This is a genomic window from Metabacillus bambusae (assembly GCF_017497975.1).
GTDB classification, from domain to species: Bacteria; Bacillota; Bacilli; order Bacillales; family Bacillaceae; genus Metabacillus; species Metabacillus bambusae.
In genome coordinates, this window is record NZ_JAGDEL010000001.1 from 373,947 (window position 1) to 386,621 (window position 12,675).

The 12,675-nt window shown below is 34.2% G+C and carries 16 protein-coding genes; all 16 read right to left on the reverse strand.

The genetic code is table 11. The annotated features are described in order from the left end of the window. Positions 1–49 precede the first annotated feature (49 nt). A complete protein-coding gene (gene flhB / locus I7822_RS01675) occupies positions 50–1,129 on the reverse strand; it encodes a flagellar biosynthesis protein FlhB (protein ID WP_207975044.1) in 1,080 nt (359 codons plus the stop codon). Continuing rightward, on the reverse strand, positions 1,116–1,907 hold the full coding sequence (gene fliR, locus I7822_RS01680; RefSeq protein WP_207975045.1) for a flagellar biosynthetic protein FliR: 792 nt from the start codon (positions 1,905–1,907) through the stop codon (positions 1,116–1,118). Before fliR ends, flhB begins: the two co-directional genes overlap by 14 nt. A 2-nt stretch (positions 1,908–1,909) precedes the next feature. Next, a complete protein-coding gene (gene fliQ, locus I7822_RS01685) occupies positions 1,910–2,179 on the reverse strand; it encodes a flagellar biosynthesis protein FliQ (RefSeq protein ID WP_207975046.1) in 270 nt (89 codons plus the stop codon). A gap of 15 nt (positions 2,180–2,194) precedes the next feature. Next, positions 2,195–2,860: a flagellar type III secretion system pore protein FliP gene (fliP, locus tag I7822_RS01690; RefSeq protein ID WP_207975047.1), complete on the reverse strand. Its 666-nt coding sequence runs from the start codon at positions 2,858–2,860 to the stop codon at positions 2,195–2,197. Continuing rightward, positions 2,853–3,536: a flagellar biosynthetic protein FliO gene (fliO, locus tag I7822_RS01695; RefSeq protein ID WP_207975048.1), complete on the reverse strand. Its 684-nt coding sequence runs from the start codon at positions 3,534–3,536 to the stop codon at positions 2,853–2,855. The genes fliP and fliO overlap by 8 nt, the downstream gene beginning before the upstream one ends. Before the next feature lie 13 nt (positions 3,537–3,549). Further along, a complete protein-coding gene (gene cheY / locus I7822_RS01700) occupies positions 3,550–3,912 on the reverse strand; it encodes a chemotaxis protein CheY (protein WP_207975049.1) in 363 nt (120 codons plus the stop codon). A 27-nt stretch (positions 3,913–3,939) separates the two neighbouring features. After that, entirely contained in the window at positions 3,940–5,196 is a 1,257-nt protein-coding gene (gene fliY / locus I7822_RS01705; RefSeq protein WP_207975050.1) for a flagellar motor switch phosphatase FliY, read from the reverse strand. Continuing rightward, complete coding sequence (fliM, locus tag I7822_RS01710; protein ID WP_207975051.1) at positions 5,186–6,184, reverse strand: flagellar motor switch protein FliM; 999 nt, start codon at positions 6,182–6,184, stop codon at positions 5,186–5,188. The genes fliY and fliM overlap by 11 nt, the downstream gene beginning before the upstream one ends. Positions 6,185–6,216: 32 nt before the next feature. Further along, entirely contained in the window at positions 6,217–6,642 is a 426-nt protein-coding gene (fliL, locus tag I7822_RS01715) for a flagellar basal body-associated protein FliL (RefSeq protein WP_207975052.1), read from the reverse strand. After that, positions 6,635–6,856 carry a flagellar FlbD family protein gene (locus tag I7822_RS01720; RefSeq protein WP_207975053.1) on the reverse strand — a complete coding sequence of 74 codons (222 nt, stop codon included), beginning with the start codon at positions 6,854–6,856 and terminating at the stop codon, positions 6,635–6,637. Before I7822_RS01720 ends, fliL begins: the two co-directional genes overlap by 8 nt. A gap of 55 nt (positions 6,857–6,911) precedes the next feature. Then, entirely contained in the window at positions 6,912–7,850 is a 939-nt protein-coding gene (flgG, locus tag I7822_RS01725) for a flagellar basal body rod protein FlgG (RefSeq protein WP_207975054.1), read from the reverse strand. A 128-nt stretch (positions 7,851–7,978) separates the two neighbouring features. Next, entirely contained in the window at positions 7,979–8,404 is a 426-nt protein-coding gene (flgD, locus tag I7822_RS01730; protein ID WP_207975055.1) for a flagellar hook assembly protein FlgD, read from the reverse strand. 9 nt (positions 8,405–8,413) lie between these two features. Further along, the gene (locus tag I7822_RS30385) at positions 8,414–10,282 is read right to left on the reverse strand and encodes a flagellar hook-length control protein FliK (RefSeq protein WP_207975056.1); all 1,869 of its coding nucleotides are present in this window, start codon (positions 10,280–10,282) and stop codon (positions 8,414–8,416) included. Between the two features lie 15 nt (positions 10,283–10,297). Continuing rightward, positions 10,298–10,900: a MotE family protein gene (locus I7822_RS01740; protein WP_207975057.1), complete on the reverse strand. Its 603-nt coding sequence runs from the start codon at positions 10,898–10,900 to the stop codon at positions 10,298–10,300. An 11-nt stretch (positions 10,901–10,911) separates the two neighbouring features. Next, positions 10,912–11,355 (reverse strand): flagellar export protein FliJ, encoded by a 444-nt coding sequence (gene fliJ / locus I7822_RS01745; RefSeq protein ID WP_207975058.1) that lies wholly within the window; start codon positions 11,353–11,355, stop codon positions 10,912–10,914. Further along, positions 11,355–12,674 carry a flagellar protein export ATPase FliI gene (gene fliI / locus I7822_RS01750; protein ID WP_207975059.1) on the reverse strand — a complete coding sequence of 440 codons (1,320 nt, stop codon included), beginning with the start codon at positions 12,672–12,674 and terminating at the stop codon, positions 11,355–11,357. The genes fliJ and fliI overlap by 1 nt, the downstream gene beginning before the upstream one ends. Between the last annotated feature and the right edge of the window lies 1 nt (position 12,675).

A 12,675-nucleotide genomic window follows, 5' to 3' on the forward strand; every position in this document is an offset into this window, starting at 1 on the left:
TAGTAATTATTTTATCCAATATAAACTTGCATCTAATGTAACGATCTTTTTACATTGATTTCGCTTGATAAACATATGCTATGATTTCTGCGACCGCTTGGAAGAACTCCTCCGGTACAGCTTGGCCTATTTCAACTTGATCGTACAGTGCTCGTGCAAGAGGTCTATTTTCAACCATCATTATTTCATTCTCTTTTGCAATTGCTTTTATTTTTTGTGCAACAAGATCAACCCCCATTGCAACAACAAATGGAGCATCCATTTTTAATTCATCATATTTTAAAGCAATGGCATAGTGTGTTGGATTCGTAATGACAACATCTGCAGTTGGTACATCCTGCATCATTCTTCTCATCGCCATTTCACGTTGCCTTTGCTTAATTTTCGATTTAATTAATGGGTCACCTTCTGATTTTTTATATTCATCCTTTATATCCTGCTTCGACATTCTGAGGTTTTTTTCATAATCATATCGCTGATAAAGATAATCCATTAATGCCAATAACAGCAGGGCTGCCGATGCAAATAATCCCATTTTCACAGTTAAGGAAGCAATAAATTGAAAAGATTGTTCTACAGTCATTTGCGATAGCCGTAAAACATTTTCCATATCAAACCATATAACAGCAAATGTGACTGATCCAACAAATGAGATCTTTAACAGTGACTTTAACAGCTCGACAATGGCACGCATTGAATAAATTCGCTTGAAGCCTTGGATGGGATCCAATTTATTTAATTTCATTTGAATTGCTTCCGTTGAAAATAAAAAACCTACTTGAAGGTAATTACCAAGTACACCTGCTACTAATGCGATTCCCATAATCGGAGCAAGAATCATTGCAGCTTGAAAAGCCATTGTTAAAAAAAAATCATGCACATTTTGATCGGTTAAATCTAAAAGTAAGTAATCTTGAAAAACACCTTTTATCATCAGTAAAATTCGGTCTCTCATAAAAGCGCCAATGAATAGAAACGATAAAAATACAGTTAATAGTGATAATGCAGTATTAACATCCGCACTCTTAGCAACCTGACCTTTTTTTCTTGCATCCTGTTTTTTTCTAGGCGTAGCTTTTTCTGTTTTCTCTCCTGAAAAAAACTGTAAATCTAATTTAAGAAGGTTCATTGCCTACTCCTCCAAACAATTCCATAAGTCCACGCATTGTATATGTCATCGTTTCAAATAGCTGTTGCATTAACACAAATAATGCACCCATTACAAGAATAAGCATGATAAAGCTTACTCCAATTTTTAATGGCAATCCTACTACAAATATATTTAATTGAGGAACAGTTCTTGCCACAATCCCAAGTGCTATGTCAACCAAAAACAATGAGCCTACAACAGGAATCGACATTTGAAACGCAATAATAAACATGGAATTAAATGTTTGAACAATGAATTCAATAATATTTTCTTCACCTAACGGTAAAAAAAGTTGATCGATAGGAACAAACTGATAACTATAAAATACCCCATCTAATAAAAGGTGATGAGCATTTAGACTAATCATAAGCAATAGTGACAATGTATAGAGAAATTGCCCTATAAGGGGACTTTGTGCACCAGTTTGTGGATCAATAACATTTGCGATAGCAAATCCCATTTGAAAATCAATAAAACTTCCTGCAATTTGGACAGCTGCAAGAATAAAATAAGCAGAAAAGCCAATCATTAGCCCGAAAAGTGCTTCCTTTAAAATAAGCATAAAATATTGGCTATCAATCTCAATTGCTGGTGGTTCTAACGAAATAAACATAATCCATGCTAAAAAAAATGAAAAACCAATTTTATGTGTATTAGGGATATTTCGATAAGAAAATAGAGGTAAAGTAACAAAAAAAGCTGTTATCCTCATAAATACTAGAAGAAATGCTGGATAATTTTCAAGAATTGTAACCATTTTTACCCCACAAACCTATTTAAATTACCGAATATATCTTGAGCATAGGAAACAAGTGTTGAAAGCATCCATGGACCAAAAAAAATTAATCCTAATAACACTGCAACAATTTTGGGAATAAACGCAAGTGTTTGTTCCTGAATTTGAGTTGTAGCCTGGAAGATACTGACTACTAAACCTATTACAAGTGCTAGCAATAATAATGGTCCACAAACGATTAAAGTTGTATACACCGCTTTTTCTGCTAAAGAAATTACAAACTCTGAACTCATTCGTTCTCACCCATTCTAAAAACTTTGTAGCAAAGACTTAATAATTAAATACCAACCATCTACTAACACAAAAAGTAATATCTTAAATGGTAGAGAAATCATAACTGGTGGTAACATCATCATCCCCATGGACATGAGAATACTTGCAACTACCATATCAATGACTAAAAATGGAATGAATATCATAAATCCAATTTGAAAAGCTGTTTTAATTTCACTTATTGCAAACGCAGGGACAAGAGCTGTTAATGGGATATCTTCGACCGATTCAGGACTTTCAATACCTGCATAATTTAGAAAAAGTGCTAAGTCTTTTTGTCTTGTGTGCTTGCTCATAAATTCCTTAAACGGTAATGCTGCTCGCTCATAAGCTTCTTCTAATTGAATTTCCTCATTAAAAAGAGGTGTTAATGCTTGTTCATTTACCTCTGAAAAAGTCGGTGCCATAATAAAAAAGGTTAAAAATAAGGCAATTCCAATCAAAATTTGATTTGGTGGCATTTGTTGTGTTGCCAGAGATGTCCGAACAAACGACAGAACAATAATAATTCGTGTGAAACAAGTCATTAAGATTAAAATACTCGGGGCAATTGACAAGACAGTTAATAATAGTAATAGTTTTACAGATGTACTGACATTTTCTGCATCACTATTATTAAAAAATTCCATAAATTCATTCATGCTTGTTTAAACCCTTTCTTTTAACATCATCAAGCTGTTTCGTTCGGTCGTTCTTTACCTTTTCTAACTGGTCTTTAAATGAAGTTGAAAATGTTGATTCATTCTCTTTTGCCCGATTTCTTTTTAAGTTGTCATTAAGTATAGTTGTCACCTTTTGGATAAAATCCTTAGGCTCAACGATTTGTTCTTGCTTACGCTCAAAATCTTCAATTAATTGTTTTCTTTCTTTTTCATCGTCTATTTCTTTAAGTAATGAAATCGATTCACCCACACCTACCACGAATAAGCGATTTCCAACCTTGACTATTTGAATTGATTTACTCTGTCCTAGGCTTGTACCTCCTAGATTGACAATTGACTGACCTTGTTGAAACATCCGGTTGCGTTTGCTGACAAATTTCAATAAGAAGTAAACCAAAAAGAGAACAAATGCTAAAGCGAGAAACATTTTAATAAAATCAAAGGCTGAAACTGACAGCGCATCATCCTGAACAATCGGCTCTACTTCTTGATTATTTTCAAGCGAGGTGTTATCAGCAGGCTCTTTATTCTCTTCTTTTATATTTTCATACACACTCTCATTAACTGTTTCCTCCGCAAGTGCACTCATTGAAGCTTGCGGAGAAAAAATGATAAGCGCTACTAACATCAATAAAGCATAGTTTCTATGAAGCAATTTCACTCCACCTTTAGCTTAATGTTTTACCAATAGCCTCTAAAACACGGTCTGCTTGGAATGGTTTAACAATAAAGTCTTTTGCTCCTGCTTGGATCGCATCGATAACCATCGCTTGTTGTCCCATTGCAGAACACATAATAACTTTTGCGTTGGCATTAATTTCTTTAATTGCTTTTAAAGCCGCAATACCATCCATTTCTGGCATTGTAATATCCATAGTAACTAGGTCAGGTTGATGTTCTTTATATTTTTCAACAGCTTGTGCTCCATCTGCAGCTTCTGCAACAACTTCATACCCATTTTTCGTTAGTATGTCTTTAATCATCATTCTCATAAATGCTGCATCGTCTACGATCATAATTTTATGTGCCATATTGTTCTCCACTCCTAATACGTAATATTATTTTAGTTTACTTAACCGTTCAGTTTGGCTAATAATATCAGTTACACGAACTCCAAAATTTTCATCAATAACAACTACTTCCCCTTTAGCAACAATTTTACTGTTCACTAAAATATCAACAGGTTCACCAGCTAGCTTATCGAGTTCAATAATTGAGCCTGATGATAATTCCAAAATTTCTTTCACTGAACGCTTTGTCCTACCTAATTCTACCGTAACTTGTAAAGGTATATCGAGTAGCATATCTAAATTTTGAATATCTTGCTGCTGATATTGCATTGGTTCAAAAGAAGTGAAATCAGCTGGTTTCACATTAACTGCTGGTTGCTGGTGTGTTGTTTGTGTATGTTGTCTTTGTGGTGCATTGTACATTTGCTGACTAGGCTGCTCCATGTATTGATTTGGATGGTTCATTTGTTGGTTCATTTGTTGATTCATTTGCATGTGATAGTCCTGAGATTGAGCTTCTTGATATTGCACAGGTATATCATTCATAACTGATGATGGCTGTTGTGCCTCTCTTACTGCTTCAGCTGTAGCTGCAACCTCTTGTACTGGATTAATTAATTGGTCGATTAAATCCTTAGCAAAATATAATGGTAATAACTGCATGATATTTGAGTCAATTAACGTTCCAATTTTAAGTCTAAATGAAACTTGAACAAATAAATCTTCATCTGGAATTGCCTGAGTTTCATCAGTTTCGTTTGCAGCGAGCAGTTCGACTCTCGGTGGTGAAATATCAACCTTCTTGTTAAATATTGTAGACATTGATGTAGCAGCAGAACCCATCATTTGATTCATCGCTTCTTGAACTGCACTTACTTGAATTTCACCAAGCATTTCATCAGGATTCAGACCGTCCCCACCAATCATTAAATCCGCAATAATTGCAGCATCACTTTGCTTAATCACTAATAAATTACTACCAGAAAAACCCTCCGTATAATTCACTTCGATTGCAACATAAGGATGCTCGAATTGGTCACCTAACTTGCTTTTTTGAACAACTGAAACACTCGGTGTTGTAATTTCAACTTTTTGCTGTAGTAGTGTTGATAATGCAGTTGCAGAACTACCGAAAGAGATGTTTCCAATTTCTCCTATCGCATCTTCTTCCATCGCATTAAAGTAATCTTCAGTATTTAGTTTAAATGCCTCTTCGTTCTCTACAGGAGTTTGGTCAACTTCAGAACTATTTCCCTTTAATAGTGCATCAATTTCATCCTGAGATAACATACCGTCACTCACCATCTTCGTCACCTCTCAATAAGTGGTCAATAATCTGAACCGCTATTTTTTTGTTCAATTTCCCTGGTTGTGCCGTATACTTTGGCTTATCACCTATTTTAACCACCAATGGTTTGTCGATCGAGCTATTTAACTGAATGACATCACCAATTTGTAATTGTAGAAAATCCTGAACGGATAATTCAGAAGCCCCTAGCTCTGCAGACACTATTAAATCAGCTAATTGTATTTGCCTCTTAAGAGCTTCTATTTCATTTGGTTTAGGCTCTTTTCTATCTGATTGCATCCAATAATGAGCTGAAAGTCTTGGAATGATCGGTTCAAGGACAACATGTGGAATACATAAATTGATCATTCCACTTGTTTCACCAACCTGAATGTTTAATGAAATCACGACAACTGTTTCATTTGGTGATACCATTTGTAAAAATTGAGGATTTACTTCAAATTCAGACATCATTGGCTCAATATCAATGATAGAATCCCATGCTTCTTGATAATTTTCTAATGATTTTTCAAAAATATTAGAGATAATTTTCGTTTCAATTTCTGTTAAATTTTCAATTTTATTAACACCTGAGCCAAGTCCCCCCATAACCCGATCCATCATAGCGTATGCTATATTAGGGTTAACTTCCATAAGGATACGGCCATCAAGTGGTTGAACCTCAAAAACATTTAGTACAGTCATTTTAGGGATCGAGCGGATAAATTCTTCGTAGGGTAATTGATCGACTGATCCAACTGTTATTTGAATATAAGTTCTTAATTGAGCTGAAAAATAAGTAGTTAACAATCTAGCAAAGTTATCATGAATACGTGTTAAGCTTCTGATTTGATCCTTAGAAAAACGTAATGCTCTTTTAAAATCATATACCTTAACTTTTTTGGTAGATTCTTCTTTCTTTAATTCATCTGCATCCATCTCACCAGTAGAAATGGCTGAGAGCAAGGCGTCAATTTCACTTTGTGATAAAATATCTCCTGCCAAAGTTTTCACCTCCTTGGATTATATGTTTGAAACTACTGAAGGATATAGGAAGTGGTATAAACCTTATTGACCTTGCCTTCTTGCATTAATCCATTTGCTTTTTGTTTAACTGTTTCCTTTAGCTTGTCCATTCCTTCTTTTCCCTCAAGCATCTCTGCAGTCATATTTGCTAATTCAGATATGATAATATCACGGATTTGAAACTCTCTTTGTTCCAATTCTTCTTTTGCCTTCTTAGAATCTGTTTCAATTTTAAATGACAGGCGTACTATATTTCCACTGGATAAATTTGTGGTGATTTCCGGGATATCCACGGATGCTTCCACTACCTCTTCAATAGAAGGTTCTTTATGCTCTTCATTACCAAGAAATTTCATAACGACAACAAGTGCTGTTACACCGATTAATGTAATAGAAACGATAATGATAAGCATAATACTTAAAAGCTTCTTATTCATCGTCCAAGACCTCCGAGCCTTTTCTTAACGACAGAACATTTATATCTCTATAAAAAGAAGTTATTTTCTGACAAACCTCTTGTTCTGGCTCTTTCACAACATATTTATGCCCATTTGTTAAAGTAATCGTTGTATCTGGAAATGATTCAATTACCTCAATAAATAATGCGTTTAGTGAAAATGATTTTCCATTTAACCTTGTTAACTGAATCATATTATGTGTGGCTGACTTAAAAAGGTGATATTAAATCCGCCTCATTCCCCCTTAATTAACGTTTTAAGCCCATTAATTCTTGTAAGATTTCATCTGAAGTAGTAATGATTTTCGTATTTGATTGGAAGCCACGCTGCGCTACAATCATTTCTGTGAATTCTTCAGACAGATCAACGTTGGACATTTCTAGTGCACCAGAAATTATTGATGAAGTTCCATTCTCACCAGCAATTGAAAAATCAGCAAGTGTGATTCCATCTCCATCTGTATCTACTTTACCTGAATTAGAGGACTCTTTATATAAGTTTCCACCGACTTTACTTAAACCCCCATCGTTTGCAAATTTCGCTAATAGAATTCTACCAGCTACATTTAAATCTCCAGCTTCATTTACGAACGATACTGTACCATCTTGCGAAATACTAAAGCTTTGTGCTGTCAATGGGATTTGAATGAGACCAGAATTACCATTTGGTGAAGTTCCAAAGGTATTCTCATCAATTTTAGTTCCAGTTTCGCCAATTAGATACATACCATCTGCAGTTACTATATAACCTTGATCATCCAAATATAGATTACCAGACCTTGTATAATTTAAATCAATTGTCTCTTCAATTGGTCCAGCGATTTGGTTATCATTAGCTGATACTCCTGCTAAGTTATAACCTTGCTTAAATGTACCCACTGGGAAAAATCCGTCACCAGCAAGTGCTAAATCTAGGGTTCTTGATGTTGTTTGCATTGAACCTGTTGTGTGAATAGTATCAATCGAGCTAATTGATGATCCAAGTCCAACTTGTTGTGGGTTTGTGCCGGCAGTTGCATTAGTTGCTCCTGCAGCACCTGCAACTTGCTGATTTACTAAATCAGAAAAAGTTGTACGTGATTTTTTAAATCCGTAAGTATTTACGTTAGCAATGTTATTACCAATTACATCTAATTTCGTTTGAAAGTTTTTCATACCGCTTATTCCTGAATATAATGAACGTAACATTTATTGTTCTCTCCCTTTATAATAATATTTTGTTGCTTCGAATCATTCCAAAACTATAGGCTTCAGATCAAGATCCTGAAATGATCTATTACTTAATAGTCAATATTTAATTGCCATAGTCCTCACTGTTACTCAGCCATACTAACCTTTGTAATTGAATCGCTTGAAATCTCTTCACCATTGTCAAGCTCTAATATAATCCCAGTGTCACTTTGTTTTATCGATTTAACAATGCCACTGCCAGTATCATCAGTGCTCTTCCATTCAACTTGTTTTCCGATCATTTCTGAGTATTTTAAAATAGAGTCACTTTGCGTCTGGGTATTAATGAATTTTTCTAGCAAAGATGACATATTTGTTGTTTGTTCTAATGTAGAGAATTGAGCCATTTGAGCGATAAATTCTTTATCTTCCATAGGATTAAGTGGATCTTGATTTTGTAACTGCGCCATCAAGATTTTTAAGAATTCATCCTTACCGAGACTTGAATTGCCTGTGCTAATTGTATTGGACTTATTTGAAATTAGTAAACTAGGATCTATTGAAGTCACCATTCATCCTCCTTAAACAGTTGTATTTAATGCCTCTTTTAATGATTCTAAAAAGCTCTGTTCGTTCTCCGGTTCTTCTTCAAGTCTAGAATCATCAAATTCTTTTTCACGCTTTTCTTCTTGATCATTATTTTGATCCTTAAATGTTTTTACAATTTGTTCTGTATTTACTTCAAACCTCTCAATCTCAATCTGAATTGATGGTAAGGCTTGCTTTAGTTGATGAATACTATGATCAAGTAAGTCCTTTGCAGACTCAGTAGATGTGATGATCCGTGCAACCATCTCACCATTTTTTTGAACAAGCCTAACAGTAAGGGCTCCTAGGTGTTCAGGGTTCAATTTGATTACTAAACGATTTGCACCGTTCGGAAGTTGTGCAAATTTACTTGTTTTAAACGCATTCACTAATTGATTTGTGAATTCCTGTCTCATTGGTACATCAGGTTTTTGGTTTTCTCCTGATAAATTAAGTTGTTTAGAGATAAGTGAATCTAATTGAATCGTAACGGTTTCTTCTCTTACCTCAATCATTTTTAGTGCTTCTTGTGGTTGAAGCTTTGAATGGTTTAAATCTATCATTTGTTGTCTTGTTGGTACTATCGTATTTATCGCTGTAATAATACGGTCTGACTGGACATTTATTTTACTATTTAACTCCTGTTTATTACTTAAAGATTCGTCAGAAAAGTCTCCGAATAATTTCCCGTCTTGTTTAGATAATTTGGTTACTAAACTCTCGTAAAGTAAAGGAACATTTTCAATCAAAGATCCTTTTTGTCCATTCTGATTATCATCAGTAAGCATAGCATGAATACTACTATCAATTTTTGAGTATAATTCATTCTTATTAAATGAACGCTGTGTTGATAATAAATTACTTCTTACAGGATCTTGGTCTTCAGTTGAAGAAATCAACTGATAACTCTCTAGTAGTTGGTCATCATTGAAGATCATTTCATCCGAAAAAAATCTAATATCTCCAATTACTCCTTTTTCATCATTTGCCAATTGATATAACTGATTAAATCTCGTTTCACCTGCAAAAAGATTTTCCACAGTTTTGTTGACAATTGATTTTATTGATGTCAAATCCATTTTTTCAAAAGTAGTTTCTAATTTATACTTAATCTCATCATCCGAGGGTACGCTTAAAATATCATTAATAATTTCTTTTTTCATCTGTGTTTCTTGTATTGGCATGATATTTGTATCGGTTAATTTATTATTTATTTCGATTAATTTATCAATGATTAGTAACCTAGTAGAATCATCATCTGATGTCCATTTACTAAACAATATTTCTCCTTCTACTAAGGATTTGTCATTTCCATTCATCTGATCAATTGCTTGCATCATGCTTAATAATGAAAAGGAATTAGCATTATTATAACTAGGATACTTATCGTCTAACACATCATTTAACTTAGATAAGAAAGGTGAAAAATCCACTTTTTCATTATTAGGTAATTCTTCGATCGCTTTTACTAACGATAGTACTCCTACTGCAGTAGGTGAAGTTATAACTTGATCAATCAATTCTTTTACAGATTCAGCATCATTAAAATTACTCATTATTTGATTTTCAAGTAGTGACACAGTTGATGATTTGGTATCAACGGTTTGATCATCATCGTGGAAGCTAGTATCTATGCTAACATGATCAAGTGCCCCCCCACCTAAAATTGCTTTTAATTCATCAGTAATTTGTTGCAAGGAAACATCTTCAGAAGATGCTTTATTATGATCAATATTAGGTAGTTGTTTTGTTCCTTGATCACCAACTAAAAACTCACTAAATTTCGAGCCACCTGAATTTGAGATCGTTCTGAATGAACTTGCATTTTGATTCATCATTTGTAATAGTGGAGCGATTTTCACTAGTTCACCACCCTTCTATTCAGTTGTTGATGCTAAAAGATTTGTATATTTTACTGCATCATCAACAGTCATTTTTGTTAATATATCTGCTACCTGTTTGTCATCTAAAGATGTAAGAATAAGCATTGCATCTGCCTCATTTAAATTAGGAATGATTTCAGCTGCTTTTTTACTCGTCATATTATCGTAAAGCTTCGTAATATCCTTCGACTTGTTTTCTGATTTAGCATTATTTATTTCTTCAATTTGAGATTCTAGAGAGTTTATTTCTTGATTTAAATTTTGAATTTCTTTTTCTTTAATCGTTACATCATTTTCTAGTGCACCAATTATTGATGATTGTTCTTCGATTGTTTTCTCGAGTTTTTCTTTCTCATCCTTTTGTTGTATAGCTTCCTTCAAATCAGCTTCTGCATTAGTTGTTGTTTCTTGTTTATCATCTTTAAACAATTTTTCAACCACTGGTACTTCTGCTAAGAGTGTCTTTGTTTTGCCTAAGACATCGAATCCAGCAACTGACAAGATTACTAGGACTAACGTAGCTGTGAAGATAGTCGGAATTAAAATAACGAAGAAAAACCATTGGAATTTACCATATTCTTGTTTGTTATTTTCCATCGTTCTTCCACCTAATTTCCTCGATACATATATGTCTGAATTGAGAGATCATCCATATACTTGTTTTCAACATACTTCATACCTATTTGGTAATCTTCTTGTTGTTTTTCTTTTAGCTTTTCATACTTTTTAACTTCAATATTGTGTTTCATAAGCTTTACTTGCTTTTCATTCATCCGACTTCGGGTCATAAGGACAAGTTTTTGATAGTGTGATATTGTCTTTTCTAGATTATTAACAAATTGCTGATAATGTCTTATTTCTTGAACTTGCATTCCTTGATTAAGTCTAGAAAGTGTATTCTCTTCAAGCACTTCTTTTTGTTTTAGAGAATCGTAAAGCTTTTGCGCAACATTTTCAAAATCATTAACCGATTGATTATATTCTGCTAACGATTTCTCTTTTTCATTTTCTTTTATATCCATAATTTTTTGAAACCGAAATTGGTAAGTCATTAAAATTCACCTTTTTCCATTAACTGAATAAGCGAATAAATACTTTGCTCAATCGTAACTTTGTCTTCAACATTTTGCTTTAAGTAGGAAATGATTTTCGGATAAAATTTTATTGCGTCATCAATTTCACGTGAAGACCCTCTTTTATAGGCTCCTATATTGATTAAGTCTTCTGAATTCAAATAGGTTGATAGGTGATCCCTAAGTTTAATGCTAGAGGATCGATGGTTTTGATCAACAATATGATTCATAACACGACTTATACTTTTTAAGACGTTTATTGCTGGAAATTGACCTTTATTTGCAAGCTGACGGTCTAAAACGATATGCCCATCAAGAATCCCACGAACAGTATCTGAAATGGGTTCATTCAAATCATCTCCATCAACCAGGACTGTATAAAATGCGGTAATTGTCCCATGCTCATTTGTACCGGTTCGTTCTAAGAGCTTAGGAAGAATGGCAAAAACTGAAGGTGTATATCCTTTTGTGGTAGGTGGTTCACCAACAGCTAATCCGATTTCACGTTGTGCCATGGCAACACGTGTTACCGAGTCCATCATAAACATGACATTTAAGCCTTTATCACGAAAATATTCTGCCACAGCTGTTGCTGTATATGCTGCTTTTAGTCTCATAAGGGCTGGCTGATCTGAAGTAGCTACAATAACGACAGACCTTTTCAAGCCTTCAGGACCTAAATCTCGATCTATAAATTCTCGAACTTCACGACCACGTTCCCCAATAAGAGCAATCACATTTATATCAGCATTCGTATTGCGTGCAATCATCCCCATCAAGGTACTTTTCCCAACTCCACTACCTGCAAAAATACCAACACGTTGCCCCTTACCTACCGTTAATAAACTATCAATCACTCGAACACCAACTTCAATTTTTTCATGAATTGGCGGACGTTTCATAGGGTTTGGTGGTGATTGATCGGTAGGTACATACGTTAAGCCCTTAGGTAAAATTGAGTCATCCATAGGTTGTCCAAAAGCATCAATTACTTTTCCAATCAATCCTGTACCAACCTTAATTTTTAACGGGTCATCTGTTCCTTCTACAATACTACCAGGTGAGATATCTGTTACTTGTAAATATGGCATTAGCAGTACGTTTTCATTCTTAAAACCTACTACTTCTGCTGGAATCTTTGATTTTTTATTTGAACCTGTGTAGATATAGCACAGATCTCCAATTGAGCTTTCTGGACCTCTTGATTCAATCATAAGTCCAACTACTCTTTTTACTTTTCCATAGCGTTTATAGGAATCTAGTGAATCAATTTTATGAATCAAGTCCAATGCTCTCAAT

What these genes read in the sequence shown, in the direction of transcription:
- flhB (WP_207975044.1), bottom strand. Translation starts at nt 1,129, where the DNA reads ATGAACCTTCTTAAATTAGATTTACAGTTTTTTTCAGGAGAGAAAACA.
- fliR (WP_207975045.1), bottom strand. Translation starts at nt 1,907, where the DNA reads ATGGTTACAATTCTTGAAAATTATCCAGCATTTCTTCTAGTATTTATG.
- fliQ (WP_207975046.1), bottom strand. Translation starts at nt 2,179, where the DNA reads ATGAGTTCAGAGTTTGTAATTTCTTTAGCAGAAAAAGCGGTGTATACA.
- fliP (WP_207975047.1), bottom strand. Translation starts at nt 2,860, where the DNA reads ATGAATGAATTTATGGAATTTTTTAATAATAGTGATGCAGAAAATGTC.
- cheY (WP_207975049.1), bottom strand. Translation starts at nt 3,912, where the DNA reads ATGGCACATAAAATTATGATCGTAGACGATGCAGCATTTATGAGAATG.
- fliY (WP_207975050.1), bottom strand. Translation starts at nt 5,196, where the DNA reads ATGGTGAGTGACGGTATGTTATCTCAGGATGAAATTGATGCACTATTA.
- fliL (WP_207975052.1), bottom strand. Translation starts at nt 6,642, where the DNA reads ATGAATAAGAAGCTTTTAAGTATTATGCTTATCATTATCGTTTCTATT.
- I7822_RS01720 (WP_207975053.1), bottom strand. Translation starts at nt 6,856, where the DNA reads ATGATTCAGTTAACAAGGTTAAATGGAAAATCATTTTCACTAAACGCA.
- flgG (WP_207975054.1), bottom strand. Translation starts at nt 7,850, where the DNA reads ATGTTACGTTCATTATATTCAGGAATAAGCGGTATGAAAAACTTTCAA.
- flgD (WP_207975055.1), bottom strand. Translation starts at nt 8,404, where the DNA reads ATGGTGACTTCAATAGATCCTAGTTTACTAATTTCAAATAAGTCCAAT.
- I7822_RS01740 (WP_207975057.1), bottom strand. Translation starts at nt 10,900, where the DNA reads ATGGAAAATAACAAACAAGAATATGGTAAATTCCAATGGTTTTTCTTC.
- fliJ (WP_207975058.1), bottom strand. Translation starts at nt 11,355, where the DNA reads ATGACTTACCAATTTCGGTTTCAAAAAATTATGGATATAAAAGAAAAT.